Genomic DNA, 24,803 nt, shown 5'->3' on the forward strand with positions numbered 1-24,803 from the left:
GAATTATGAAATACATTTTATGGTGTTGTTTTTTGTTACTAGGCTTATCGAGTTGTGACAATAGCAAGGAGTTAACTCCTCGTATCGAGGAAATTATAGATAGTGAAATTGTGATTCCTACTCCCAGGTTGACTTACGAGGAACAAGATATTCTTGATGCCGAACAGAAAGCTTTTGACGAGGCTCTCGCTGAAAGAGCTTCTGAATAATAGTAATTTATAAATAAAAGAAAGAGTCATGCGAAAAATATTAGTTATTTGGATGCTCATTGTGTCTTTTGTCGGATTTATTGGTTGTTCGGATGACGATGCGAAAGTACCGGATATTTCTTTCAGAAGAGCTTATTACGTGTTGCCTGCCATGGAGGCATTGAACGTTGAAGTCCGTTTGTCCGAACCGGCAACGGAAGATCTTACCGTGACTTTTGATGTAACCGGGACGGGTGAAGAAGGTGAGGATTATGCCATTTCCGCCCATGAGTTTATTGTAAAGGCAGGGTTGGATACTGCGGTAGTCGTGATAACTCCGCTCAACAATATGGTCGAAGGACGAGAAATTTGTTTAGTCTTGAATAGAGTAGAAGGCTACGAGTTCGGAGTATACAAGCAAACCGTGATTCCGATAGAAAAGAAGAGTGCTTTTACAACTTCTTTTTTTCCCACGGAATACAATTTGTATCGGGAGATGGAAGTTGCCGCCCGATTGGACATCGGGAGTAAAGAGTACACCACTCCTCCCTATGATATTACGATTCCTTTTGAGATCGATCCGGCTTCGACAGCCGTGTTGGGTACTCATTTTGAAATTGAGGGAGGAATACAACAGTTCTTGTACCAGAAGGATGATTATATGGCACGGGTGAAACTGAAATTCCTGAAAAAAGAAGAAGGGAAGGATAAAATTGTCCTGCGGTTAGTGGAAACGGATAATTTTATGATTTCGACCACGAACAACCGGGCGTATGTTACTATAAACGGTCCTATCGGATTTGAAGATCTGGTCGGTTCCTGGAAGTTTGAAGAGTTTTCCAGTATGGAATACGTGAAAAGCACGGCGACAATAGCAGGGGATACGGAAGGGGTTAAACATCTGCCGGAGAACTCGTCTTCCGATATTCTGGTATTTGAAACTTCCGGAGGAAAGAACTTTATCCGGACGGGACAGTTGACTGGGGATCTGAAAAACTATCTTTGTGATGGAGCGGAAATTACTGTCGGAGAGATCGTGAATGAACAGATTTATTTGCCGGATGAGATGAGAGAATGGAAATTACTTCGTTCCGTGTTGCGTACGAATTTCAGTAAAGTGAATTTAAGTTTTTCCCCAACAAATCAGAATTATTCCCCGGCGGAGGTCGATTTTCGAATACTCGGGGATGGGGATATTCTTGAACTGAGGATTGTACAGTATATTCCTACCGATTTCCTGCAAGAAACTTATGCCTATTATAGCGATCCTTTTTATTCGGGAGACGTGAACTTTGACAAGAATTATCCGATGAAGGGCAAATTTACGCTCTCTTTCAAATTCACGAAGGTAGATTAGCACAATTTTCCTTTGTAGATCGAGGATAATGTTTGTAGCAGAACATTATCCTCGATTTTGAATAAGACTATTTCTTCAATAGTCGTTGATACTCATGCAAAAAGTTGGGTGTAAAAATGGAAGCATTGGCAGGGTCTTCAATCTCTTTGCGACTCCAAAAGCGTCCCTCGTCGACTTCCTCGTTGTGGATGTCAATGGCGTCGTGTGCCGTGCAAAGGAAGGAGAACACGAGTTCCCGTTCCCGTGAACTTTCCCACACGTAAGAACCGAGAAAACGGGCTTTAAATTTGGTGATACCCAATTCTTCCTGTGTTTCCCTTTTTAAAGCGTCCTCTATTTTCTCGCCGAAACCGACGTGTCCCCCGACAGCCGTATCCCACTTCCCCGGCAGGAGGTCTTTTTTCATGCTTCGTTTTTGCAGGTAAATATCTCCTTGCTTATTCATGATATGGAGATGGACTACCGGGTGGAGCAACATGGAGCCGGAGTGTACGCTACGGCGGGTAGCTTTTCCTACCACTTCCCCTTTCTCGTTGACCACGGGTACCCATTCATCGTCACGTGCCGCTTTGGCAAGTAACCGGTTTTTGACAAAGAAGGTGAGGAAGAACAAGGCAATCAAAATGTATAATAACGGTCCTTCAATAAAAGCGTGTACTTCATCGTTACACAGGAAGGCAGACGCGAAAGCAACAGCCGTGTGGATCACGAGCAGATAGAATAACAACTTCAGCATTCTACGCATGGCTTGTTGGTGTTCTGCTGTGATTTGCATGGTCTTCCGGTAGGCTTCGGGCAGCGTCTTCGTCATGTCGGCTTTCGTGAAGGCGAAAATACCTAACAGCACACACATGGCGGCTTCCACGATGGTTTGTTGTATCCTTTCAAAAGATGTCCCTTCCAACAACACGGTAATCACCCCAAGTGCGATGAAGAACAGGGTATTAGCGAGAGTCATTTTATTCACTCTTTTTTCTTTTATCCACGAGTAGGTGAATTCTCCGATACCCAGCACGATAACGGCAATCAAACCAATCTTTGCGCCGAAAAACTCTTCGGCAATAAAATACAGGATAATCAGGATGAAAGAGGGGAGAAGGGAACGCATAACAATTGAAAATTGAGAATTGAAAATGATAGGGAGTTGCTGGTTACAAGTTAGAGGCATTGACCTGTAACTTGTAACCAGCTAACTTGTAACTATCTGATTTCTGCATTGAAAAGGTGTTTATAGGCGCCCATCAATTTGTTCATGATCTTGTCGATCTGTTTGTCGGTGAGCGTCTTTTCCTCGTCAAGCAGGGTGAAACTTACGGCGTAGGATTTTTTATCCGCACCTAGTTTTTCTCCCTCGTAAACGTCAAATAGAGTGACGGATTTCAGCAAGGATTTCTCCGTGCGGAAAGCTGTTTCTTTGATTTCCTTGAACGTTACTTTCTTATCCAACAGGAGGGCAAGGTCACGTTTCACGGAAGGGAATTTGGATAGCGGAACGAAGGTGACGGATTGATTTTTAATCGCCTTCAATATATTCTCCCACGAGAATTCAGCGTAGTAAACTTCTTGGTTTACATCGGTTCTCTTCAAGGGAGCTTTGCTCACGATACCCATGGAAACGATGTGTTTATCTCCCATCTTGTAAGTTAGTCCTTCCCGGAATATGTCTTTATCGCTTGCTTCTATTTTCAGGTTGTCGGGTTGAAGTCCGAGCCTGTTCAGAATCATTTCGCAATATGCTTTCAGATAGAAGAAATCCGTCTTCACTTCTTTTGCATTCCAGATAGTAACATTTTTGCTTCCCGTGATGAAAAGAGAGAGCATATTTTCTTCTTTGTATTGTTTTTGTGGGTCGTCGGTACCTTCTTTTTTGTGGAAGGTGTACGCTTTCCCGAACTCGAACAATTTCAGGTTATGATTTTTCCGGTTGATATTGTAAGCGATGTTTTCCAGACCGCTGAACAGCAGGGATTGGCGCATAGCACCTAAGTCCGCGCTAAGCGGGTTGAACAACATGACTGTCTTGGTCGGGTCGAACGAGTTGAGTTCCTCGAAATAACTGGCTTTCGTCAGCGAGTTATTCATCACTTCGCTGAATCCGTTGGCGGCAAGCAAATCGGAGATGATGTTTTTCAATTGATAATCATCCGGTTTTTCGCTATAACTTAACGTGGACTTCACGCTGTTGGGTACTTCCACGTTATTGAACCCGTAAATGCGAAGGATGTCTTCGATCACGTCCGCTTCCCGTTTCACGTCCACGCGGTAGGGGGGAACGTGTAATAACATACCCTCTTCGTCTTCTTTCACGATTTTCATTTCGAGAGAACGAAGGATATTCTTGATGGCGGTGTGATCAATCTTTTTGCCGATAAGCCGGTCGATATGGTCGAATTTCACGGCAACCTCGAAATCCTGCACGGGTTCCGGGTAAATATCGATCGTGTCGGAGGTGATCTTTCCCCCTGCCACTTCTTTAATCATCATTGCTGCCAATTTTAAGGCATAAATCACGATATTCGGGTCTGTTCCCCGTTCGTAACGGAAAGACGCATCGGTGCTCAATCCGTGGCGGCGGGCTGTTTTACGAACAAATACCGGGTCGAAGCAAGCACTTTCCAGGAATACGTTCGTTGTGGTTTCCGAAATGCCGCTTTCCAATCCGCCGAATACTCCGGCAATACACATGGGAGCCTCGCTATTGCAGATCATCAGGTCGTCCTCGTGCAATTCTCTTTCCACGCCGTCCAGCGTGGTGAATTTCGTTCCTTTGGCAACACTCTTGACGATAACTTCGTTTCCTTTCACCTTGTCTTTGTCAAAAGCGTGTAAAGGTTGTCCCAACCCGAATAGAATATAGTTTGTCACGTCCACGATATTGCTGATCGGGTGCAGTCCGATAGCTTTCATGCGGTTTTGCAGCCATTCCGGGGAGGGTTTTACTTGAACGCCTTCAATGCAAATGCCTGCATATCGGCGGCAGGCTTCCGGTCTTTCCAAGCGTACGGATATTTTGGCATCCGTGCTGTCCGGTTTGAATCCTTCCACGGAAGGAAGCGTGTAATGTATATCTTGTGTCTGTTGCAGGTAAGCTGCCAAATCTCTAGCCACACCAAGATGAGAAGCCCCGTCGATCCGGTTCGGGGTAATATCTACCTCGATAATGGTATCCCGGTAAACTTTGAAATAATCGGCGGCAGGCATTCCGACGACAGTATCTTCCGGCAATACCATGATTCCGTCATGTGACTCGCCGATACCGATCTCATCCTCTGCGCAGATCATCCCGTTGGAGGCTACTCCTCTGATTTTTGATTTCTTTATCACGAACTCCTCATCACCTTTGTAGAGGGTTGTACCGACAGTAGCTACCACTACTTTTTGTCCGGCAGCAACATTCGGTGCGCCGCACACGATCTGCTCCGGCTCTCCCGTTCCCAAGTCTACGGTCGTCACGTGCAAGTGGTCTGAGTCGGGATGTGCTTCACAGGTCAAAACCTTACCTATAACCAATCCTTTCAATCCTCCTTTCACTGCCTCAAACTCCTCGTAACCGCCAACTTCAAGTCCGATACTTGTCAGTATTTTGCAAATCTCTTCAGTGCTTTGGTCTATTTTCAGATAGTCTTTCAACCAGTTCAGTGATACGTTCATATTTTGATTTTAGATTTAATGATTTTTGATTTTAGATTTCCACTCACGAGTCCTCGCTTTTTCTTTTTCAATTCTTCATTTTCAATTGATCTCGAGCATTCTTTGAATCGGTAACCATGCCTTTTGTCTTAAATCCTCGGGAAGGAGAACTTCGTATTGCTCTTTCTCAAGGGCGTCGAGGACTTTTTCAAGAGTTACTTTTTTCATCTGCCCGCAGATCGTGGTGGGATGGATGGGGATAAACTCTTTCGTGGGGTTATCCGCTTGCAACTTATGGATGGTTTCCAGTTCGGTAGCAATGATAAATTGTTGTTTCGGTGATTCCTTGGCGTGTTTGATGATTCCCGCCGTGGAATACATGAATGCTCTCGGGTGGTTCAGAATACGGTCATCGTGCGAGCAACTGGATTCCGGGTGTATCAAAACATCGGCATCCGGGTATTGTTCCAGTTTATCCAGTACCATTTGAGCGTCAATCCGTTCATGCACACAGCAGTTGCCGTTCCAGATTTCCATTTCTCGTCCGGTCACTTTTTGTATATACGCCCCGAGATTCTTGTCCGGAACGAAAAGGATTTTTTTATCTTTCGGCAGGCTTTGTACTACTTTCAAGGCATTGGACGAGGTACAACAATAATCCGTATATGCTTTCACCTCGGCAGTCGTGTTCACGTAGCTGACGATAAGACCGTCCGGATTCGCTTTCTTCCATTCCCGCAAATCGTATCCGCTGACGCCTTCCGCCAGGGAACAACCGGCTCCCTCTGCCGGGATCAGCACCTTTTTGTTCGGGGAAATGATTGAGGCGGTTTCCGCCATAAAATGCACCCCGCAAAAGACGATAATGTCAGCGTCCGTTTCTCCCGCCATACGGGATAATCCCAAAGAATCACCCAAGTAATCGGCAACGTCCTGCACCTCCGGGCGAGTATAATAATGCGCCAGAATAATAGCGTTCTTTTCTTTCTTTAGTTGTTGTATCCTATCAACAATTTCCGTCTGTGTCATAACCTTGTATTTTCAAAACCCCAAAGATAATGTATTAATTTTAGATTTAAAGATTTTATCTTTTAGTTCATTTTGATATTCATACTGATATCCATCGCGGTCACCGAGTGTGTCAAGGCTCCCACGCTGATATAGTCCACTCCGGTGGCGGCAACGCCTTTCAGGCGGGGAATGCTCATGTTGCCCGATGCTTCGGTTTTGGCTCTGCCCGCGATAAGTTTCACGGCTTCTGCCATAGTTTCGTTACTCATGTTGTCGAGCATGATAATATCGGCTCCGGCATCCAGAGCTTGTTGTACTTCCTCCAGCGTGGTCGTTTCCACTTCCAGTTTGATGCTGAGCGGAAGATTGGCTCGTACTTCTTTCACGGCATTCGGTATTCCCCCGGCAATCTTGATATGGTTGTCTTTCAACATAATCATGTCGTACAACCCCATCCGGTGGTTGGAACCGCCCCCGTGATGTACAGCCATTTTATCCAGAACTCTTAATCCCGGTGCAGTTTTGCGAGTATCCAGAAGACGAGTACGTGTTCCTGCCAATTCTTTCATGTAACGGGCGGTTTCCGTGGCAATACCCGACATCCGTTGCAGGATATTCAAGGATAACCGTTCGCCCAATAACAATGTACGATAGCTTGCCTCTACGCGTAGGATAATATCGCCTTTTTTCACGGCGGTACCGTCTGCAACCAAGGGAGTCCACACGATGTCTTTTTCAAATTTCTCGAATACTCGTTTAGCGATTTCCAATCCGGAAATAACACCGTCTGCTTTTGCCTTCATTTCGGCAACTGCTTTTGCCTGTACCGGGATGATCGCGTTGGTAGTAATATCTCCCGTTGCAATATCCTCTTCAATGGCGAGGTCGATTAGTCTTTCAATTAGCGAGTCGTACATGTATTTTAGATTTATTGATTTTAGATTTTAGATTAATCGTAAATTAATTCATTTTCAATTGTCCACCGGTATTGTCCTGATCTCCTTTTCCTTTTGCTGGATGATGTGGCATACAAAAACATCTTCCGTGTTCGGGTAGTCGGAACGGAAGTGTCCGCCTCGGCTCTCCTTGCGGAATAGGGCAGAGCGAATAATCAGTTCTGCCACGGTGAGCAGGTTTTTGCTGACCAGCGAGTAATATTCGTTTTCTTCAAAATTCTCTTTTGCTTTCAGTTTCTCCAAACGATTCAGACCTTCTTGCAAACCTTGCTCTGTACGGATAATCCCGGCTTCCATGGTCATGATGTCGGCGACTTCTGTTTTGAGATTCAGGTAAGCATCAAGTTTACGGGCATCTAACCGGAATTGGGGCGTGATCTCCGGAATTGAAGCTTCCCGCCTGTTTCGGATGGAATCTTCCACCGCCCGTTTGCCGAACACGAGGCATTCGATGAGGGAGTTGGATGCCAGTCTATTAGCGCCCATAATCCCGGAAGAGGCGAGTTCCCCGCACACGTAAAGGTGAGGGATGTTCGTCCGTCCGTTCAGGTCGGTCTTGACACCTCCCACGGTGTAGTGGGCGGCAGGAGCGACGGGTATGCGGTCAGTCATGTCGATACCCAATTCTGCACATTTCTCGAATATATTCGGGAAACGTTTCTTTATTTTTGCCGGATCGAGGTGTTTCAAGGATAGATACACGTAATCCTGGTTATTTTCTTTCATCTGGCGGAAGATGGACTGAGCCACGATATCTCGCGGAGCCAGTTCTGCTAATTCATGTTTCCCCAGCATAAAGCGTTCGCCCTGTTGGTTCAACAGGTGGGCGCCTTCACCTCGTACCGCTTCGCTCACCAGGTAAGCCTCTCCCGTGGGGGTGTAGATCGCGGAGGGATGGAATTGGATAAATTCCATATCCACGATTTCGCATCCAGCCTCGAACGTGAGTGCCAGTCCGTCGCCGATCGTCGTGTGGGGATTTGTCGTGCGCTTGTATATAGCGGAAGTTCCCCCGGAGGTAAGGAACACGTTGTGTCCCGTGAATATCTCTTCCCGGTTCTCGTTGAAATCCCAGCATCTGACGCCGTAACACCCGTACTCGTCTTGCAACAGGGTAATGACGGCATGATTGTCGAAAACTTCTACTGAGGGGCAATGTTCCACTTTGTCGATCACGAAATTAGTAATCATCCTTCCGGTGGCATCCCCTCCGGCGTGTAATATCCGCTTTTGGTGGTGTCCTCCTTCCAGACCGAGGGCTAGTTCCCCGTTCTCCGTGTCGAAGTGCATACCGTCGTTAATCAACTCTTGTATGCGTACGGGACCTTCGTTAACTAAAACATGAACGGCAGGATAGTCGCACAAACCTCTTCCTGCCGTGATTGTATCTTGAAAGTGAAACGATGGCGCATCATCTTCCCCGGTAACCGCGGCTATTCCACCCTGGGCGAAATAAGAGTTACTCTCCCTGATATTGGATTTAGTCAGTAAGGCTACTTTTCCGTAGGCTGACGCACGATAGGCGGTGTAAAGACCCGCTAAACCACTTCCGACAATAATATAATCGTAACTACGCATTTTTTTGTCATGTAAATTGGTGCGAAAGTAGTAATATTTTTTGTCTAAACCAATAAAAAGCCGCAAGCTAAATGCTTGAAAAATGACTTTTCTTATCGTGATCCCAAGGTAATCCCAAAGTAATACTACCTTTTGACAGTTTTAAGCCGGAAACAGGACACTTACATCGCTCTCTGCCAACGGTGATATAAGTGCCTTGTAACGGTTTTGAAAGTGCCGTGAGGTAGTATTACTTTGGGATTACTCCGGGAATAGGTATAAAGTTCCTTAGCGGATGTCGGTAAACGATTTGGAAAATTTTTCCCCGTAAGCGTTGAAATATTCTTTCGTGAACTTCTCGTAGCTTTTTTTGGCGAGGGAGTGTTTCCCGAGAGCGCCGTATGCGTTTACCCGTAGTTGGAGGGCGTACTCGTTGAGTTGGTCGCAAAGGGAAATGGAGTCGGCAATCTGTAATGCCAGATCGGGTTCTGTCTGGATGTTCACGGAGGTTTCCGTGTAGCTTGCCAGAGTATCGATAATGTAATCCGATACGGTCGATTTGTAACGGTCTAACCACTCGTAATCCGTGTCATACAGGAAGCTGCCTTGTTTGGATAGCTGCAATAATTTCAGAATGTCTTCCCGGGTAGTTAGCTTGCCTTTTGCTGCCAGCGAGAGATAATCGTAATAATCCACGTAGATTTGTTCCAGGTTAAGGTTGAGAATCCAGCTTCCGGTCTTGTTGCTGACCTCGTTTTCGCCGAGGGTATCCAGCAGGCTACGTAATTTGCCGATATTCACCGCCCGGTTGTTCTTGGCACTTTGTTCGGTCTTGTCGAACCATAACAATTCTTTCAACCGTTCGGAAGTAATGCCTTTTTCCGGGGTATGTACCAATAATAACAGGAAAAGTTCTTTCAGTAAAGGCGTGAATTTCTTCGTGATATTATTCCCCACGGTGTCGTAGATGTGAAAGCCTCCGAACAGGTAAATGGCATTTACGGTCTGTGGCACATAAACCGAAGATTCGTTATTGGTGATCGTGATCTCGCTTTCCAGTTGTGAAGCGGAGGCTGATTGTTTGCGGCGCAGGAGTTTTTTACGCAATTGTACACCGCCGAACACGAGTAAATCCACGATAAGGATAAAAATAAACCAATACCAGAACGTCTTGGAAAGTTGCGTGTTCGTGGTTTCTATAAAGTGGATATTACTGATCTGTAATGCCGGTTTGCCATCTGGGGCGAGCACTTTCTCTTTATCGGCAACGAAGGCGAATTTGTATCCCGCCTTGGGATCAAACCCGAGGTTGCTGATCGTGTATAGTGTATCACCGATTTGAATCGTAAATTCTTTTTGCTGTTGGAACAAGGTGAGTTTTACTTTTAATCCCGCTTGTCCCGGATTTAAGGCAGAAGGGGGGATCGTCAACTTTCTTAAATTTTGTCGGGAATATACTATCAATTGTTGCAATTCCCCTTTCCGGTAATCCAGAAACAGGTTGTAATACTCGTTCTCGTTTGAATTGATTTGCAACAGTGGTCCGAAATAAGTTTGTTGCTGCGGTTGCAAGGTAATGTCGAAATCAAGTTGTAACCGTTTCTTCAAATAAATATACCGGTTCTTGTCGGGAGGTATCGTATCGTTTTTTTCAGTGTTGCTATTGTCCGTTTGTGCGGATAGCCTGCCCGCCGGGGAAACGTCCAATAGGAGTATAAACATGAAAACCACGGGTATGGAATACCGTGAGTATAGGTGAGATATGGTATGTTGCCCGGTGTTTTTCATTCACTGCAAATATAGCATTTGCTTGTGAATTATAAAATAGCAATAAGTTTATAAAATTTGTAAGGTTCGTGAAGTTAATAAAGTAACGGTTGTTTTTTGGGGTGTTTCACTGTGCTATAAGAACTTGTGAACCTTACAAATTTATAAATTTTACAGACTCAAATAGTCTGCTGTTTCCACCATCATTGCCTCGAAATCGTGTGCCACACCTTTCACGATTACTTTTTTCCAGTTGAAAATCATCGAATTGGTTTGACTGGTTTGTTGGCTTTGGATGTAATAATATTCACCTCGGGCATAACGATATAATCCTTGTGCGTCAGCTTCCGGGGTGTGACGCAGGGAACTGTCGTTCGGGTCGGTATCCTTATCCCCTAGAGCCACGATCAGGTTGGAACTGAACAAATGTGTCAGGGTTGGCTTGTCCGAAAAACCGGAATTCTTCAACCCGTAGGGGTATTCAATTTGCGTGTCGGGCACGGTGTACCAGCCGGAATTTGCCGCGATGGCTTTGTCCAGACGCATGTTTTGTTTGAAGGTGACAAAGCGATGCACGAATTGTGCCCCGGCAGAGTGACCGAACATACTGTACAGCGTGGACTGGTTGTCGGTTTCTTCTTTCACGTAGTCGAAAATAGCCTCGATCACGGAGTAAGACCATTGTTCTTCCGGAAGGGCTTTGTTATTCTTGAACATATTTCCCTCGATATATTCACTTGTGGAATAGTAAGCGGAAGGAAATTCCAACGCCAGTGCAATCACTTTCCGGTCGTCAAAATGTTTCATCCAGGCTGCCAGATAGTCATTGGCATTTCGGGTTGTGCCCGGCAGGATAAACACGATGGGCATTTTCTTGATGTCCCCTTCCGGGATATAGAAGTGAATGTCTATCGGCTTGTCCTTTAACGGGGTGTACCCCGTGTAAGTCACTATCCCGTGTCCCGTACCCAATTGATTCAGTACGGGATCGTCCTCATCGCTTTTCCACTCGCAACTGGCGAGGGTGAAACCGAAAAGTAGAAGTAATATGGATATTTTTAAATTCATGGCACGTCTTGTTTCAGATTAAAATATGATTTGTAATGACAGCTCCGCGCTCAATTTCTCGTTTGCCTTCTTCAGGTTCGGGTTTTTCAGGTAAGTGAAAGAACCTTGGCACATCAGGCGGTTGTCAATGAAATATTTGGCAACGCTCACGGCGTATTCGTCGGTTTCAAGGAACACGGATTTTGCGGTTTCCTTGAATTCCGGTTTTACTTTGCTATAACGCACATCGAAAGCCCAACCGTTTTTCAGAATGTAACCCACTTGCACGTTGTACCCGTTGCCGATGCTTAGGTAATTGGCTATCTCTTCCGGTTGGAGAGGAAGATCACCTGTCGATTTGGTATAAATGCCTTTCAGGTCGGTTCCCGAAGTATTCACGTATTCAGCCATCACGCTCAAACCTTGCCATTTGAATAACAAATCGGCAGCGATCTTGCGGAGTGCCGGGAGTTGCGTGTTCCCGTCCTTGTCGTAGAGGATAAAATCCCCGTGTCCTTCTCCTACACTGTTGCTTGCCCCGTCATTGTAGCTCATGGCTCCCCCGATCAACAGTTTCGGGGTTGCTTCCCGTGCGAAGTCTGCACCCACGGCGTCGTTGCCCGATTTGAATTCACCCAAGGGGAGTACATCTAAACGTCCCCCGTATTTTAAACCGCCCATGTCCACGTCGATAGAGCTGGAACCGAACGAGTTTCTGCCGTCGCCCGTGGTGATCGCGATAGAAGGTTTCAGACCTACTTTCCCGATATGGAACCTGCTCTCGAAGAAAAGCCCGAGTTCACGTCCCGTGCCTGAAAAATATTGGCTCACGATGCTTCGTTCTGCCATGCTCAATCCCTTCTCGTGCATCATCATCTCCCGGTTGTTCGTGAAGGTTTGTTTCTGTCCGGCGCTGATCGTCAGATAGTCCTTCAAATTGTAAGCCGCCCAGGCATCCATCAGCGGGTTGGAATCCGCGAAATTCAATTCCAACATAAAGGTAAACTTGTTGTACAAAGCACCTCCCTTGAACCCGAAGAAGGCATTCTTCACGCCGAAGACCGATTCGTCCTCGCCGTCTTTTTCATTGCGGTAAGCCCCGTAGACCTGAATAAACCCGTTCAGGTTAAAATTGTACTCGCCGTTATTCAAATTGATGTCCAATCCTTTGCCCAATTCAAATTTGGCTGTGTTCTTATTATCCTGTGCAACTGCTGCGGTCACTGATAATAACGTTATGATAGTTATAAATAATGTTTTCATATTGCTGTTATTCCCTTATTTTTCACTGTTCATTTTCCGGTAGACCGGTAATTCCTCTCCTTGCTTTGTTTCGTAAACCCGATAGTTGATAAAACCGTTCGGGGCTTCCGGTTCGAGAACCGAGGCTGCCACGTTGCCGTTCTTCTGGTTCATGGGAACCACGAACGAGCCGACAGGGAAGGTTACTTGTTTGGCGGTAACGCTTGTTTTCACCTTCACGGGGTAAAATTTCTCGAATAGCGTGTATTCTGCCTTGTGCGAGTCTACCGTGTAGGCTTCCACTTCGACGGTAACGGGGGCGGTCAACGTTTCTACCGTTACTCCCAGTTGTTTGAGTTTATTGGCAATCTCCGGGTGTGAAGACGAAATATAATAAGCTGCCGGACGTTTCCGGGTGAGGGTAGGAGTGGATTCCAACGACAAGCTGGCATTTACTTCCAGTTCCACGATTTTGTTCGTGTTCATGCTGATAAACGGAAGTACATAGTCGTCCACGGTCTTGGCTTTGCTGGTAACCACGATGTCATTTTTCGTGCGGGCTGCCTGTGCCGTGGTGCTCATCACCTCGTCGAAGTTGTCGTATGCCGTTTTCAAGTAAGACTCTGCCAGCGTGAAGGCGGTGTACACTCTGCGTTTCAAGGACGTCTTACCGATTTTGACTCCTCGCAATTCCATTAATATGGCAACAGAATTGCCTAGGGAGAAGGCGTTTGCTGTTGAACGGGGATTGATACCGCCCACGTTGAAGATCACTTCGCCGAATTTCTTCGAGGTGGTGAAATAATCGTGGTGGCGCAGTCCGTTGTGGTCAAGTGCCTCGCGGGCATTTCCTACAAATTTCTTGGCGGTAAGGTCACGCAATTCTTGCGGTACATTCAGGTTACCCGTGTACAGGAACATGGCGTCGAACGAATTGGTGATGTTATCCGTGCTGATTAGCGTGTAGTCGGCACGCAGGGGCTGGAACTCGTGGAAATCGATCACGACTTGCGGACTGTAATTGTTGTAGAATGTCCGTAGAACCACGGCTTCCGGTGTTTCGAGTTTGCTTTGATCCCGGTTCAGGTCTAACGTGTTGGCGGTAGCCCGTTCCAGACGATTGCCTCCGTCTATGTTGACCATCGGGATGATCGTGATTTCCAGGCGTTGCAAGAGGTAAGCCAAGTTCGGGTCGTTCAACAGGCGTTCCATCGTGTAGAGCATACTCTCGGTACTACCCGGTTCGTCGCCGTGTACCCGCCCGAGAAACAATACTCTCATTTTCGTGTTTTTGGTCTTCCCGGCTATCGTTACGGCGGGAATCTCTTTTCCCTCTTGTGTCTTGCCGATAAAATTCAAAGTTGCTTTGTCGGGGTGTTGGCTCACGAGCTGGCGGATGTATGCCATCATCTCGTTGTAAGTCGTGAACTTTCTTCCTTTCTGGAACCACGGCGTCTGAATATCCATCTCGGGGTCCGGGAAATACTTTTTGGCAACCTTGGCAGGCTGTTGTGCCCAAAGCGAGCCGACTTGCACGAGAATCAATAATGTCAATAAATATCTTATCATCGTATTCATCTTTTGCGGTTATTAGAATGAGAATTGAATCATGGCTTGGAAAAGGGTTTCATTCCCCTCGGTCACCACGCTGTTCACGTTTTTACTGCCCGGTTCGGCATCCACGAATACGACGGAGGCTTGTACCTTCACGGCGTATGATTTCGTCAGGTATTTGCCGACACCGATTTCATAAAAGTTATTCCGGTTGAAATAAAGTTCGTTATGCAGGAACGAATCTTCTGCCGGGTCGAAATGCGTGTAACGGGCGTCGATGGAGAGGCGGTTGGGGAACATATACCCGGCTTGGATATTGTACCCGGAACCCAGCATCATACGAGCCTTCACGTATTTTTTCATGTCACCGCTGAAGTCTGTCGAGGTCGTACCGTCGTTTCTGACCCGCTGCGTGATTTCACCCGGCACGTGTGCCCATGTTTTCACGTATTCCCCCAACACGGAGAAACCCATGTATTTGAAGTGGAAGTCTGCCACGAATTTGATGTAATCCGGCAATGCTTCCTTGTTCTCGTCGTTCAGGTAGAGGATGGAACCGCTTTCCCGTCCCCTCCGGTCACTGATCCCGACATTGTAACTGAAAGCCGTACCGATAGAGAGTTTCGGGGTGACTTCCCTTGCCATATCTCCGCCCCGGCTTTCCCCGTAAGCACGGAATAACCCGAAGGGCAGATAGTTGACACGGGCACCGTATTTGAATCCCCCGTGGCGGCGGGTAAAGGTGGCACTGCCGTCCCCGTCTGTGATTGCGATCGAGGGGCGTATGTATCCCGAGTGTCCTACACGGAAGGAACCGTCCACGAAAATACCCACTTCCCGGATAGAACCGAAATAGGAAGATAGTTTACTGCGATCTACTAACTGTAACGTGTTTGAGGTCATTCCCAGCTCCCGGTTGTCGGTCGGGGTTGATTTCTGACCGAAAGTGAAGGTCAATCCTTTCACGGGTTTATAGGAAATAAAAGCATCCAGCAACATTCCGCTCAATTCGCCGTCGCCGCCGTTGGCTTGCGCGAAGTCGGTCTGTAAACGATAGCCTATTTTACCTCCCCAGGCATCCCCGGACAGGCGAAGGCGTAACCGCCTCATGCGGAAACGGGAATAGAATTGATCGTCCCCCTCGTATTTCCGGGTTTCAAACGTGGTCTGGATAAATCCCCGCAGGTTGATATTATACCCGCCGTCCGGTGCGGAAAAAGTGATCCCGTCACCCAGGCGGTATTTATTCACGATGATTTTGGCTGCATCGGAATCTGCTGTTACGGTTTCCGAGTCATCGTCATCCGCCTCAACCTCTTGGGAGAGAGCCGGAAAACACAACCCCAGCATGAACAGCATAAATATGAACTTATATTTTTTCATCTTTTCGTTTCAAGTTAAAGCGTTTCAAAATTTCCCACCTTTACTAACTGTCCCTGGCGCATCCATTCCACACCACCCACGATCACGCCTTGCAGGTTCAGTTCGTCGTCGAATAAGCAGAAATCGGCATCGCAGTCCGGGGCGATACGTCCTTTCGTGCGCAGGGTCATGTTCCTAGCCGGATTCGTCGTCACGGGACGCAAGGCGTCTTCCAACGGTAGCCCGCCCTCCTTTACCAGTTTTTGTACTTGTTGCAGGTTCAGGTGTAACGGGGCTTTGTAGAACACGAGTTCTCCCGTCTCCGGGTCTTTCTTGCTCATGCCGGCATTACCGTCGCTGCTGAATGTCATCCGGTCGATAGGTACTCCTTTTTCCAACCCGTATAACAAAATCTTGTAAGGTTCGTCGTATTTCGTTCCTCCCGTCGTGATGTCTATCATGCCTCCTAAGGTGGCAAACTTGATGGCTTCCTCGAATAAGGCTGCCGTTCTGCCCACGTGGGTAGGGGAGATATGTTTGATGAGGGTAGGATATTCCCGTGCGATTTCCAACAAAAGTTGCATCCGGGAAGGCAACGCTCCGAGGTGGATGTGTAAGACTCCGCCTTTACCGGAAGTCAGACCGCCCAAGTGTACCTGGTTGATGAGATGCAACAGGTCTTCCTTGCCCGGGAAGGAGCAACGTTCGTCACTGATGGCAACCTTGCAACCGATGATCTTGTCGATAAATAACATATCCTCGGTCACGCTCTTCATGATCGTTTTCGGGGGTACGGCGAAATAACTCGTGAGCATATATGCCCCGATACCGTATTGTTCCAGCGATTTGCATTTGGCGTACAGCGTGGTCAATTCTTTCGTGATCCCGTCGGTTCCCAACAACCCGACCACCGTGGTCGTGCCACAGCGGATCAGTTCGCTCGGTTGTACTTCCGGGGTAATGGAAAAATAACCGCTTTTGCCGCCTGCGCCGATAATGTGCATATGTTGATCGATGAAACCGGGGGTCACGATCATGCCCCCGGCATCGATCTCCGAGTGCTTTACACTCGTCAACTCGATCTTCTCATCCACTATGAGTATTTTCCCGTTACACACGAGAAGATCTTTCATCCCCAGTTTTTCCGGGGCATATATATTCGCGTTTCTTATTATTGTAATATTCATACTTTAACCGATAAAGAAGTGATATGCCAGCATGGCTATCATCGTGACCGATAACGGAATCAGGTTCCGGCGGGCAAGGTCGAAGGACGATACCCCGGCGATTTCCGATATGGCAATGATAACCCCGGCGATAGGTGATGCCGCCCGTCCCATGCTGGAAGCAAGTTGCATCGGTAATATCATGTTTACCCCGTCCAATCCCACTTTGGTAGCGATGGAGGGTACCAGCGGTCCGAACGAAAAGAACGATGCGTTCCCGCTTCCCATCAGCATGGACGCCGCGAAGATAAGCAATGTCATCAGGATGGCTATCCCTGCACCCGAGAAGCCGATGTGTTGCGAGAGCATCACCAGCGAATCGATAAAGCCGAGGCTGATTAGTCCTCTGGAGAAGACTTCGGCAGCCACGATCAACGTGATCACGCTGGCAAATACTTTGCCCATCCCGTCCCAGAAGGTTTTGATGGAAGCAAATACATTCTTGAGATTTCTCTGGCGTATCAATTCGAAAATGATCGCGATGAAGAATGACATGAACATCGCTGTCGTCGTGTCAAGTTCTACCGAGAAATTGAACAATTGGATGTATTTCGAGAATACGATCAGGAGGATTAACGGCAATACCGGAAGAATGGCGTAAATCAAGGGTACGTCCACTTTGAAATCTTCCTGCTTGGGTTCTTCCTGTTGCTTGTGCAAAGCGTCTTTCTTGTCGTAATAGCGGTTGCTGAAATAATATACCACCATAAGCAGTATTGTCATGGGGATCGTCAGCGGCATCTGGTGCTCGATAAAGTACATCACGTTATTCATCCCCACGAGTTCCGAAGCCCGGGCGGTATTTGCCGAGGCAGGTCCCATGTCGAATACGGTGCACGCCGAGATGACCGATACGGCAGACAGTTTGCTGACACCCAGGCTCACGAGAACCGGGTAAATGGAAGCTACCAGCAGTAGTCCCAATCCTGTTGCCGAGGGGGTACAGATAAACAGCAATTGCCCGATCGGTATCACCAGTGATGCGGCGAGATAGGGGTACTTCCGGAAGATGGACAGCGGTTGCATGGAAACATATACCAGGGCATCGCTTGCCTTGATATGCTTCATGTACGCCACGAATCCTCCGATGGTCATAATCATCAATCCCACGCCCGCACCCTTCTCGCTGAAAATCTCCTGTATCACTTTGAACAAGTCAAATTCTTTCAGTCCGGTGGCATTCTTCAGTTCGGGAATATCGAACCCCAGCAATAAAGCCAAAGTCAACATCGCCAAACCGCTGAAAAGCAACACCGCCTGCGCGTGATACTTCTTGAACAGCCAGTAGGCAGTCAGGGCAATGAATTGAATGGATATAAGTGCTCCTATGTATATCATGATAAAATTATTTAGTAACGCCTTTTAAATCTCCTCCGGCAGTTTCGATTTGGTCGTATAAATCAGCAGGAATAGTTATCGTATTTTTGTTTTTCAAGAAATTAATGCTAGTTAATTTTGTATTTGCCGTCAGGTCTATTGTTGTGAATAGATTGTTTTCAAAATTAATAGCTGTCAATTCTGTGTTTTTACTTAAATCGATGGATGTTAGTTTTTGTGCGTCTGTTGCTTTGGAGCTTGCTTTGCAATTCAGTTCTGTTAATTTCGTATTTTTAGTAACATCCAATGAACTGATTTTATTGTTATTCAAGTCTAATACAGTTAGATTGATGAGTGCCGATACATCGATTTCCGTAATTTCGTTTGTTATCAATTTCAAAGATGTAATTCCGGTAAAGAATTGAATGCCATCCAAATTCGTTAATTTTTCTTTGGCGGTACCTAATCCTGCTTCTTGTAATTCTGTCGGAATATCTCCATTTTTTGAAAGATTTAATGCTCCCGTGTAACTTGCTGCTTTGGTTTTATCTATTTTGTAAATACTCCCATCCGCGACAATAATATCTGTTCCGCTTAACCTGTAATTTAAATATTCTCCAAGGGCTTTATCGGGGATGACGAACATATCATCTCCCGGATCTACGGGACTTCCTACTTGCAGTCCGGTCGTGGTATTCAAGCGGTCGTAAACTTCCTGCGGAACATACAGCGTGTTGCTGTTGCCTTTGAAGTTTACTCCTTTCAATTTCGTGTTCTGCGATAGGTCGATGCTTTCCAACTCGTGATTTGTCATAGAGATCGTGTCCAAATCAAGGTTGTGAGTAAGATCAATGTTTACGAGTTTGCTATTTTCCGGTGCTGATGCGCTACCACTGGCGTTATACAGAAGTGTTTTCAGTTTCGTGTTTTGTGATAAGTCCAACGAACCGATCCAGTTGTTATTCAGGTTCAACGAGGTCAAATTTACTAATTGGCGTAAATCAATAGATGTCAGTTCGTTTGAAGTCAGAATTAATGAGGTGGTTCCCGGGAAATATTGAATGCCGTCCAAGTTGGCAATCTTCTCTTTGGCGGTTACCAATCCGGCAGTTTCCAGTTTGGACGTGAAAGTACCGCTTTTGTTCAGGTTTATTTCTCCCGTGTAATTTTGAGATTCTACCGTGTCAATCACGTAAGAGATGACAGCATTTCCGTTCTCGTTGGATACTTGAGAATAAACCCCGTTAATTTTGAGGTATTTCAAGTATTCCCCGAATGCGTCGTCCTTGATGGAATAGAGATTGCTCCCGTCCACGGGTCCCGTTTCTACCAATGACACGTCGTCCGTCGTGCACGCTTGGAAGGCGAACAGCGTCGAAATTAGTGCAACGAATAAATTCTTTGTTTTCATAGTGGATTAAAATTTATAATTAAAGATTTTGCTTCATTTTACTGCAACAAATTTATCTTGGAAGGATAAACAGAACGGTAAAAAATCCACTAACGAAACCATTAATTATCACTTTTCTTCAATTAATTATGTTGTTTTCGAGGCAAAAATACATTTTCTCCGTAAAATATTTGGGATGCCGAACAAAATTAAAATTTTAATAGTAGCTTTGAATTTCGGAAACGAATTATGATATATCATGAAGAATTTTTGTTGGATTTATATATTGTCTTTTGGGGTTTGTGCTTGCTCCGGGAATAAAGTTCCGGAAGGATTTATCTATCCCGCGGGCGATCTGTTGTTCAATAAAGAGAATATCACGTGGACGACTACTTATATCGGACGGGAATACACGGATACGGTCATGGTATATAATCCCAAGGATAAAGCTATCCGGTTGGAAGGATTGGGCTATTATCCCGAATTGACTTGTCGGAAAATAGGAGGGACTGTTCAGGAATGGCGCTTGGGCGGGTATAGCATCGCTCCCGGCAAAATCGATACCTTGATTGTAACCTTTCAGCCGGAGAACGAGTTGCTTCTAGGAGAATATTATAATGCGTTCCGTTTTATGGTTGACGGGAATGCCGATTACTCTTACGGTCTTGTTGTTGAGTCGGAAGTGAAAGAAAATTTCAACGAATGGAGCGAAAAGGAGAAGGCAAAAACCCCTCGGGTAGAAGTCGATTCTTTGGAATACGATTTCGGTATCATCAAAGAAGGGGAAGAAGTACCTATCGTTATCCCTATCAGAAACACGGGCGGCACAAACCTCCTCATCCGCAAAATTGAAACCACCTGCGGTTGTACTGCCGTCGTCCCCGGACAACGAGTGATCCTTCCCGGAAAAGCTACCCAGCTTGATGTCGTTTTCCACTCCGCTGGAAGAGTTGGCAAGCAACGCAAACAAATCACTCTTTATTGTAATGATCCCCGCCAGTCTGTCATTCAATTCATCATCAAAGGCGAAGTGCGGGAGTAGGTAGGATTCGATTATTTTGTGCGATTAAAGTTCTTCTTCATGAACCACCTAGTGCGACAATACTATTTTCAATTCAACTACTTTTGTTCTATAACCGACTCGGGGGCACTTCATTAACGGCGTTTTCGGGTTTCAATTCAACCACCTTTGTTCTATTACATAACGACAGGTATAGACTACGAACTGGGCAATGAAGTTTCAATTCAACCACCTTTGTTCTATTACAGGTCATCACAGGAGCACACGGCTCATTCATCGCTTTATTTCAATTCAACCACCTTTGTTCTATTACAAAGGTGTACGAAACAACGTATGCCTTCACGCTACAATTTCAATTCAACCACCTTTGTTCTATTACAGGTATTCACGGTTTAAAATAGCCGTGATCATGGTATTTCAATTCAACCACCTTTGTTCTATTACCGTTAAAATGAAAAATATAGTAGCCTATAAATCACTATATTACCATCTAAATTTTTTCAAAATCCTACCATGATTTGCGTCGACCCCCAATAATACGATTTTCCCGGTACTTCGACGACTTATTGAATGTATCTAAATATCAAATTGTAAGCATCTCAAAACTTACCCGAAACAATAAAAATATCCAACAAATCCCCTTCCGAAAAATAAGGTCGACTCCATATATTCATTTTCCAACATTTCAAAGAACACCTCCTCTAACAACAGACTACATTCTGCTTGTTACCTCAATCTTCCTTTCCACGATACAGCAAATATAGTTTATTTTAGAAACAAATAAAAGAAAGGGCTAACCTAAAAGCCCTTCCCGAGGATAAACTCACTCCCTTTCCCACCTTCTTCTTAACCAAGCCACTGCCATGGCGCTTAATACTCCTCCCAACAAACTAATCAAATTTGTGAAAAGCGTGTCGGAAAGCTGGCTAAGAAGTGAGTTGAGGCTCATCGTGGATAACGTGCCGATAAAGAAATACATGGTATTCATTTTTCAATGTTGTTTAAAGTGATGGATTTAACGGTAAATACAGCGTGTTCGAGGCGATGCTGCCATTCTTGTTGGTGGCAAAGCAGTAGATATGGACTTTTTCTGCGTCCCAATCTCCCGGTAAGGTAAAAGAGGTCGAGCCGCTTTCTCCACGGTCACGCAAAGAAACTATTTCCACGGTTCTGCATAATGGTTCGTAGACCACGGCAAAAACGGTGTCCGTGGGAAGACAGAAAGCACCTTGTGTCTGTTCCTGTTGTTCGAAAATGATCTTTCCACTTTCGGTATTCAACGTGGCTTGCACCTTGGGGGTAACCAAAATCCCGGCAGAACACTTCAATTGCTCGTGATGAATGGTTACCTGGTACGCTTCGTCCACTTCCAGGGCTGCCATGTTCTCGCTCGTAAAGGCATTGAAGCGGTTTTTCAACCGATGCTTCACGAAACCTTTTTGCAGGGCAGGGGCGAAGATTTGGGAGAGTTTTCCGGCTTCCCTCATGCGGGCACGCTGGGCGAGCACGGCGGGAGTTCCGGGGTCGTGGCGTTGTGTGATTTTGGTTTTCATCACGTTGACGTCGTTGTACTTGCACAGGGTGATGTTCCCTAGTGATTTACGCAGGTTTTTGAAAATGAAAGGGTCAAAAATAGCCATAGGTTTAAAATATTAAAGGTTAGACATGAAAATTTGTTTCCGAACAGCCTCGAAAGGAAAAGCCAGCCCCGGATCTATTTTGCGAGAAGTTATATCTGAATGGCGCAGGAAATATTGTACGGGATAACGGGCAACCAGCAGGCGGCATATTTTGACGAGAGTGTTCAGTTGTGGCTCCGTGTAAGTATGCCAGAACGAGAGCTTGGATTCCCGGTAGTCCGTGTAGACCTCCGAGGGCATGATCTCTTTCCCGAATTCCGTGAAGAATTGGAATCCTCTCCGGTGAAGTTTTCCGGCATTATCCAATTCAATCCCGATAGAATAACGGTTCAGGTTGGTGCGACCTTTATGCGTGCTTTTCCCGGCGTGCCAGGCGATCACGTTAAACGGTACGAGTTGGTATATCTCTCCGCGCCTGCCGATCACGAGGTGTGCCGACACGGGAGTGGCTTTGTTTGCCAGGTAGCGGGCGGACGATTCTGCGCTGCTGCCCCCGGTGGCGTGAATGACGATCGTGTCCGGATGGATGAGGGGTTGCGTGTTTTTGCTGCAAGCCAGGCGGGTGATTTCCTTTCCTTGCAATGTATGTTCAAAGAGAGTCATGATTAATTCTTTTTAGGGTGAAATATATGTCCGGCGATCTTCTCGCCGCTACGACCGATCAAGTATCCGCCTAACCCGATTTCCAACAAATCCCAAAAACGGGAAGTGTCAGCCAATAACGGGAGGTCGGTAAATATCCCGATCAGGATGATAAAGGCAAATGTCAGCATGACCAGGGGACGCCACGAACGTTGCAACCAGTTGCCCCGGGCTTCTTCTCGCAGGACTACGGCTTGCTCGGAAGCGATGCGTTCCTCGAGCGTGTAGATCATTTGGCTTAACTCCGATTCGAGTTGCTTTTTCTGTCGGGAGGGCAAGGTTAGTTTATCAACCACCTCCCCGATGGAATGGACGAAATCGACTACTGGCTTCATAGGTTCTGTGATTTTAGTTTTTCCTCGATTTCCGACCGGCGGAACAGGAGTTTGCCTCCTAGCCTGTATCCCGTGAGCAGCAATTTGTCGCAATAATTGCTCAAGGTACGGGAACTGATTTTCAAGAAACGGCATACCTCCCCGGAATCCAGCCATTCGGTGGAAGGGGTGGAAGTGTAATGTTCCAGTTTTTCCAGCAACAGGTTGACCTTGTCGATCAACGTTCGGTTGTTTTTCAACAACAGCCTCATGTTCTCCTCTGTCATACTTTTTTCTTCCATATCTTCTTGTTTTTTAATTTGTACATACAATATTACTGCTTAAACAAAAAAAGTTAATAGAGTATTTCGTGTGAAATCTCCGGTAAAGTTGTCGTTTATTTATATCTTTGTTTTTGCTTAAATAAAGGAACGATATGGAGTTACGGACTGCAAATGTTACGAGGTACATCATGCCCTTGCGTGAAGGCGGCTCATTGCCGGCACTGGCGGAAGCGGACGATGAATTCAAATACGTGGTGAAATTCCGGGGTTCGGGACACGGGGCGAAAACCTTGATCGCGGAACTGGTCGGGGGTGAGGTGGCTCGTGCGTTGGGATTGAGGGTGCCCGAGATCGTGTTCCTCCAACTGGACGAGGCGTTCGGGCAGGCGGAAGGTGACGAGGAGATTCAGGATTTGCTGAAAGCGAGCCGGGGGCTGAACCTGGGGCTGCATTTCTTGTCCGGGGCGTTGGGATTCGATCCCACGGTGAATATAATTGATCCCGAATTGGCGTCGAAAATCGTTTGGTTGGATGCCTTGCTCACGAATATTGACCGTACCATACGGAATACCAATTTGCTGATGTGGCACAAGGAACTTTGGTTGATAGACCACGGTTCATCGCTTTATTTTCATTACTCTTGGGTAAATTGGGAAAAACACGCCTTGAGTCCTTTCGAGCAGGTAAAAGATCATGTCCTGCTGCCCCGGGCGAGCCGCTTGGCGGAAGTGGATGCCGGGTTGAAAGCCTTGCTCTCGCCGGAAAAAATACGTGAAATCGTTCATTTGATTCCCGACGAATGGTTGAATTGGGAAGATTTCGGCGTATTGTCGTCGGAGATCAGGGATACTTACGTGCGTTTCCTGACGGAACGGGTAGCACATTCGGAAATATTTATAAAAGAAGCTCAACATGCCAGAGAAATACTTGTATGAATATGCGGTTATCCGGGTAGTGCCCCGGGTGGAACGGGAAGAATTTGTGAACGTGGGTATTATTTTGTTTTCCAAACGGAAAAAATACCTCAAGGCGAAATACGTCCTGCACGGGGATAAGTTGAAAACGCTTTTCCCTGAGGTGGAGGTTGAGGTGATAGAAAATAATCTGCGTATTTTCGATCGTATCTGTTCCGGCGTGAAAGAGGGCGGTCCTATTGCCGAATTTGAAATTCCCGAGCGTTTTCGCTGGCTTACCGCCGTCCGAAGTACTTCTATCCAGACCTCACGTCCTCATCCCGGTTTCTCTGCCGACCTTGACATGACGTTCGAGAAACTGTTTCGGGAATTAGTGTTGTGATT

General features: G+C 46.3%; 23 protein-coding genes, 1 pseudogene and 1 CRISPR repeat array. Of the genes and pseudogenes, 5 read left to right on the top strand and 19 right to left on the bottom strand.

What is annotated here, in order from left to right:
* Positions 1-5 precede the first annotated feature (5 nt).
* Positions 6-209 carry a hypothetical protein gene (locus tag BN8899_RS15240; protein ID WP_040371260.1) on the top strand — a complete coding sequence of 68 codons (204 nt, stop codon included), beginning with the start codon at positions 6-8 and terminating at the stop codon, positions 207-209.
* A 28-nt stretch (positions 210-237) separates the two neighbouring features.
* A complete protein-coding gene (locus tag BN8899_RS15245) occupies positions 238-1,545 on the top strand; it encodes a DUF4843 domain-containing protein (protein ID WP_148375462.1) in 1,308 nt (435 codons plus the stop codon).
* A gap of 67 nt (positions 1,546-1,612) precedes the next feature.
* Here BN8899_RS15245 and BN8899_RS21200 read toward each other — a convergent pair whose 3' ends face one another.
* From BN8899_RS21200 to BN8899_RS15310, 14 genes and pseudogenes are all read right to left on the bottom strand, one after another.
* Positions 1,613-2,158: an NUDIX hydrolase gene (locus BN8899_RS21200; RefSeq protein WP_065220767.1), complete on the bottom strand. Its 546-nt coding sequence runs from the start codon at positions 2,156-2,158 to the stop codon at positions 1,613-1,615.
* Positions 2,150-2,713, bottom strand: a pseudogene (locus BN8899_RS21205) (septation protein IspZ); the annotation flags it as partial. The pseudogene BN8899_RS21205 and the gene BN8899_RS21200, both read right to left, overlap by 9 nt.
* A gap of 32 nt (positions 2,714-2,745) precedes the next feature.
* On the bottom strand, positions 2,746-5,196 hold the full coding sequence (pheT, locus tag BN8899_RS15255; RefSeq protein WP_065220043.1) for a phenylalanine--tRNA ligase subunit beta: 2,451 nt from the start codon (positions 5,194-5,196) through the stop codon (positions 2,746-2,748).
* Between the two features lie 81 nt (positions 5,197-5,277).
* The gene (gene nadA, locus BN8899_RS15260) at positions 5,278-6,204 is read right to left on the bottom strand and encodes a quinolinate synthase NadA (RefSeq protein ID WP_065220044.1); all 927 of its coding nucleotides are present in this window, start codon (positions 6,202-6,204) and stop codon (positions 5,278-5,280) included.
* A gap of 62 nt (positions 6,205-6,266) precedes the next feature.
* On the bottom strand, positions 6,267-7,103 hold the full coding sequence (gene nadC, locus BN8899_RS15265) for a carboxylating nicotinate-nucleotide diphosphorylase (RefSeq protein ID WP_018336697.1): 837 nt from the start codon (positions 7,101-7,103) through the stop codon (positions 6,267-6,269).
* A gap of 54 nt (positions 7,104-7,157) precedes the next feature.
* On the bottom strand, positions 7,158-8,720 hold the full coding sequence (nadB, locus tag BN8899_RS15270; protein ID WP_065220768.1) for an L-aspartate oxidase: 1,563 nt from the start codon (positions 8,718-8,720) through the stop codon (positions 7,158-7,160).
* Between the two features lie 267 nt (positions 8,721-8,987).
* Positions 8,988-10,421: a hypothetical protein gene (locus BN8899_RS15275; protein WP_148375464.1), complete on the bottom strand. Its 1,434-nt coding sequence runs from the start codon at positions 10,419-10,421 to the stop codon at positions 8,988-8,990.
* A gap of 216 nt (positions 10,422-10,637) precedes the next feature.
* Positions 10,638-11,534, bottom strand: a complete 897-nt coding sequence (locus BN8899_RS15280; protein WP_065220046.1) for a hypothetical protein — start codon at positions 11,532-11,534, stop codon at positions 10,638-10,640.
* Positions 11,535-11,552: 18 nt separating this feature from the next.
* On the bottom strand, positions 11,553-12,776 hold the full coding sequence (locus BN8899_RS15285) for a hypothetical protein (RefSeq protein WP_065220047.1): 1,224 nt from the start codon (positions 12,774-12,776) through the stop codon (positions 11,553-11,555).
* A gap of 15 nt (positions 12,777-12,791) precedes the next feature.
* A complete protein-coding gene (locus BN8899_RS15290) occupies positions 12,792-14,324 on the bottom strand; it encodes a M14 family metallopeptidase (protein ID WP_065220769.1) in 1,533 nt (510 codons plus the stop codon).
* 21 nt (positions 14,325-14,345) lie between these two features.
* Positions 14,346-15,692: a porin gene (locus BN8899_RS15295; RefSeq protein ID WP_065220048.1), complete on the bottom strand. Its 1,347-nt coding sequence runs from the start codon at positions 15,690-15,692 to the stop codon at positions 14,346-14,348.
* A gap of 14 nt (positions 15,693-15,706) precedes the next feature.
* Positions 15,707-16,858: a beta-aspartyl-peptidase gene (gene iadA, locus BN8899_RS15300; RefSeq protein ID WP_065220049.1), complete on the bottom strand. Its 1,152-nt coding sequence runs from the start codon at positions 16,856-16,858 to the stop codon at positions 15,707-15,709.
* A gap of 3 nt (positions 16,859-16,861) precedes the next feature.
* Positions 16,862-18,235, bottom strand: a complete 1,374-nt coding sequence (gene dcuC, locus BN8899_RS15305) for a C4-dicarboxylate transporter DcuC (RefSeq protein ID WP_065220050.1) — start codon at positions 18,233-18,235, stop codon at positions 16,862-16,864.
* 7 nt (positions 18,236-18,242) lie between these two features.
* The gene (locus BN8899_RS15310; RefSeq protein ID WP_065220051.1) at positions 18,243-19,625 is read right to left on the bottom strand and encodes a leucine-rich repeat domain-containing protein; all 1,383 of its coding nucleotides are present in this window, start codon (positions 19,623-19,625) and stop codon (positions 18,243-18,245) included.
* A 238-nt stretch (positions 19,626-19,863) separates the two neighbouring features.
* Here BN8899_RS15310 and BN8899_RS15320 point away from each other — a divergent pair, with 238 nt between their 5' ends.
* Positions 19,864-20,646 (top strand): DUF1573 domain-containing protein, encoded by a 783-nt coding sequence (locus BN8899_RS15320; RefSeq protein WP_065220052.1) that lies wholly within the window; start codon positions 19,864-19,866, stop codon positions 20,644-20,646.
* A 66-nt stretch (positions 20,647-20,712) separates the two neighbouring features.
* Positions 20,713-21,069: a CRISPR direct-repeat array (repeat unit 29 nt; unit sequence TTTCAATTCAACCACCTTTGTTCTATTAC).
* Positions 21,070-21,448: 379 nt separating this feature from the next.
* Here BN8899_RS15320 and BN8899_RS20810 read toward each other — a convergent pair.
* From BN8899_RS20810 to BN8899_RS15340, 5 genes are read right to left on the bottom strand one after another with little or no spacing between them, the layout of a single operon-like run.
* Positions 21,449-21,613, bottom strand: a complete 165-nt coding sequence (locus tag BN8899_RS20810; RefSeq protein ID WP_155828177.1) for a hypothetical protein — start codon at positions 21,611-21,613, stop codon at positions 21,449-21,451.
* A 13-nt stretch (positions 21,614-21,626) separates the two neighbouring features.
* Positions 21,627-22,265: a DUF6266 family protein gene (locus tag BN8899_RS15325; RefSeq protein ID WP_065220053.1), complete on the bottom strand. Its 639-nt coding sequence runs from the start codon at positions 22,263-22,265 to the stop codon at positions 21,627-21,629.
* A 12-nt stretch (positions 22,266-22,277) separates the two neighbouring features.
* On the bottom strand, positions 22,278-22,868 hold the full coding sequence (locus tag BN8899_RS15330) for an N-acetylmuramoyl-L-alanine amidase (RefSeq protein ID WP_065220054.1): 591 nt from the start codon (positions 22,866-22,868) through the stop codon (positions 22,278-22,280).
* A 2-nt stretch (positions 22,869-22,870) separates the two neighbouring features.
* Positions 22,871-23,242, bottom strand: a complete 372-nt coding sequence (locus BN8899_RS15335; protein WP_065220055.1) for a 3TM-type holin — start codon at positions 23,240-23,242, stop codon at positions 22,871-22,873.
* On the bottom strand, positions 23,239-23,523 hold the full coding sequence (locus tag BN8899_RS15340; RefSeq protein WP_065220056.1) for a helix-turn-helix domain-containing protein: 285 nt from the start codon (positions 23,521-23,523) through the stop codon (positions 23,239-23,241). Before BN8899_RS15340 ends, BN8899_RS15335 begins: the two co-directional genes overlap by 4 nt.
* Positions 23,524-23,657: 134 nt before the next feature.
* On the opposite strand from BN8899_RS15340, the gene BN8899_RS15345 reads away from it, so the two are divergent.
* A complete protein-coding gene (locus tag BN8899_RS15345) occupies positions 23,658-24,440 on the top strand; it encodes a HipA family kinase (protein WP_065220057.1) in 783 nt (260 codons plus the stop codon).
* On the top strand, positions 24,418-24,801 hold the full coding sequence (locus tag BN8899_RS15350) for a DUF3037 domain-containing protein (protein ID WP_018336678.1): 384 nt from the start codon (positions 24,418-24,420) through the stop codon (positions 24,799-24,801). Before BN8899_RS15345 ends, BN8899_RS15350 begins: the two co-directional genes overlap by 23 nt.
* Positions 24,802-24,803: the final 2 nt, after the last annotated feature.

The organism is Butyricimonas sp. Marseille-P2440, from assembly GCF_900091675.1.
GTDB classification, from domain to species: Bacteria; Bacteroidota; Bacteroidia; order Bacteroidales; family Marinifilaceae; genus Butyricimonas; species Butyricimonas synergistica.

Bases quoted from the DNA above. Each gene is read 5' to 3' on its own strand.
- BN8899_RS15240 (WP_040371260.1), top strand. From the start codon at position 6: ATGAAATACATTTTATGGTGTTGTTTTTTGTTACTAGGCTTATCGAGT.
- BN8899_RS15245 (WP_148375462.1), top strand. From the start codon at position 238: ATGCGAAAAATATTAGTTATTTGGATGCTCATTGTGTCTTTTGTCGGA.
- pheT (WP_065220043.1), bottom strand. From the start codon at position 5,196: ATGAACGTATCACTGAACTGGTTGAAAGACTATCTGAAAATAGACCAA.
- nadA (WP_065220044.1), bottom strand. From the start codon at position 6,204: ATGACACAGACGGAAATTGTTGATAGGATACAACAACTAAAGAAAGAA.
- nadC (WP_018336697.1), bottom strand. From the start codon at position 7,103: ATGTACGACTCGCTAATTGAAAGACTAATCGACCTCGCCATTGAAGAG.
- nadB (WP_065220768.1), bottom strand. From the start codon at position 8,720: ATGCGTAGTTACGATTATATTATTGTCGGAAGTGGTTTAGCGGGTCTT.
- BN8899_RS15275 (WP_148375464.1), bottom strand. From the start codon at position 10,421: ATGTTTATACTCCTATTGGACGTTTCCCCGGCGGGCAGGCTATCCGCA.
- BN8899_RS15280 (WP_065220046.1), bottom strand. From the start codon at position 11,534: ATGAATTTAAAAATATCCATATTACTTCTACTTTTCGGTTTCACCCTC.
- BN8899_RS15285 (WP_065220047.1), bottom strand. From the start codon at position 12,776: ATGAAAACATTATTTATAACTATCATAACGTTATTATCAGTGACCGCA.
- BN8899_RS15290 (WP_065220769.1), bottom strand. From the start codon at position 14,324: ATGATAAGATATTTATTGACATTATTGATTCTCGTGCAAGTCGGCTCG.
- BN8899_RS15295 (WP_065220048.1), bottom strand. From the start codon at position 15,692: ATGAAAAAATATAAGTTCATATTTATGCTGTTCATGCTGGGGTTGTGT.
- iadA (WP_065220049.1), bottom strand. From the start codon at position 16,858: ATGAATATTACAATAATAAGAAACGCGAATATATATGCCCCGGAAAAA.
- dcuC (WP_065220050.1), bottom strand. From the start codon at position 18,235: ATGATATACATAGGAGCACTTATATCCATTCAATTCATTGCCCTGACT.
- BN8899_RS15310 (WP_065220051.1), bottom strand. From the start codon at position 19,625: ATGAAAACAAAGAATTTATTCGTTGCACTAATTTCGACGCTGTTCGCC.
- BN8899_RS15320 (WP_065220052.1), top strand. From the start codon at position 19,864: ATGAAGAATTTTTGTTGGATTTATATATTGTCTTTTGGGGTTTGTGCT.
- BN8899_RS20810 (WP_155828177.1), bottom strand. From the start codon at position 21,613: ATGAATACCATGTATTTCTTTATCGGCACGTTATCCACGATGAGCCTC.
- BN8899_RS15325 (WP_065220053.1), bottom strand. From the start codon at position 22,265: ATGGCTATTTTTGACCCTTTCATTTTCAAAAACCTGCGTAAATCACTA.
- BN8899_RS15330 (WP_065220054.1), bottom strand. From the start codon at position 22,868: ATGACTCTCTTTGAACATACATTGCAAGGAAAGGAAATCACCCGCCTG.
- BN8899_RS15335 (WP_065220055.1), bottom strand. From the start codon at position 23,242: ATGAAGCCAGTAGTCGATTTCGTCCATTCCATCGGGGAGGTGGTTGAT.
- BN8899_RS15340 (WP_065220056.1), bottom strand. From the start codon at position 23,523: ATGGAAGAAAAAAGTATGACAGAGGAGAACATGAGGCTGTTGTTGAAA.
- BN8899_RS15345 (WP_065220057.1), top strand. From the start codon at position 23,658: ATGGAGTTACGGACTGCAAATGTTACGAGGTACATCATGCCCTTGCGT.
- BN8899_RS15350 (WP_018336678.1), top strand. From the start codon at position 24,418: ATGCCAGAGAAATACTTGTATGAATATGCGGTTATCCGGGTAGTGCCC.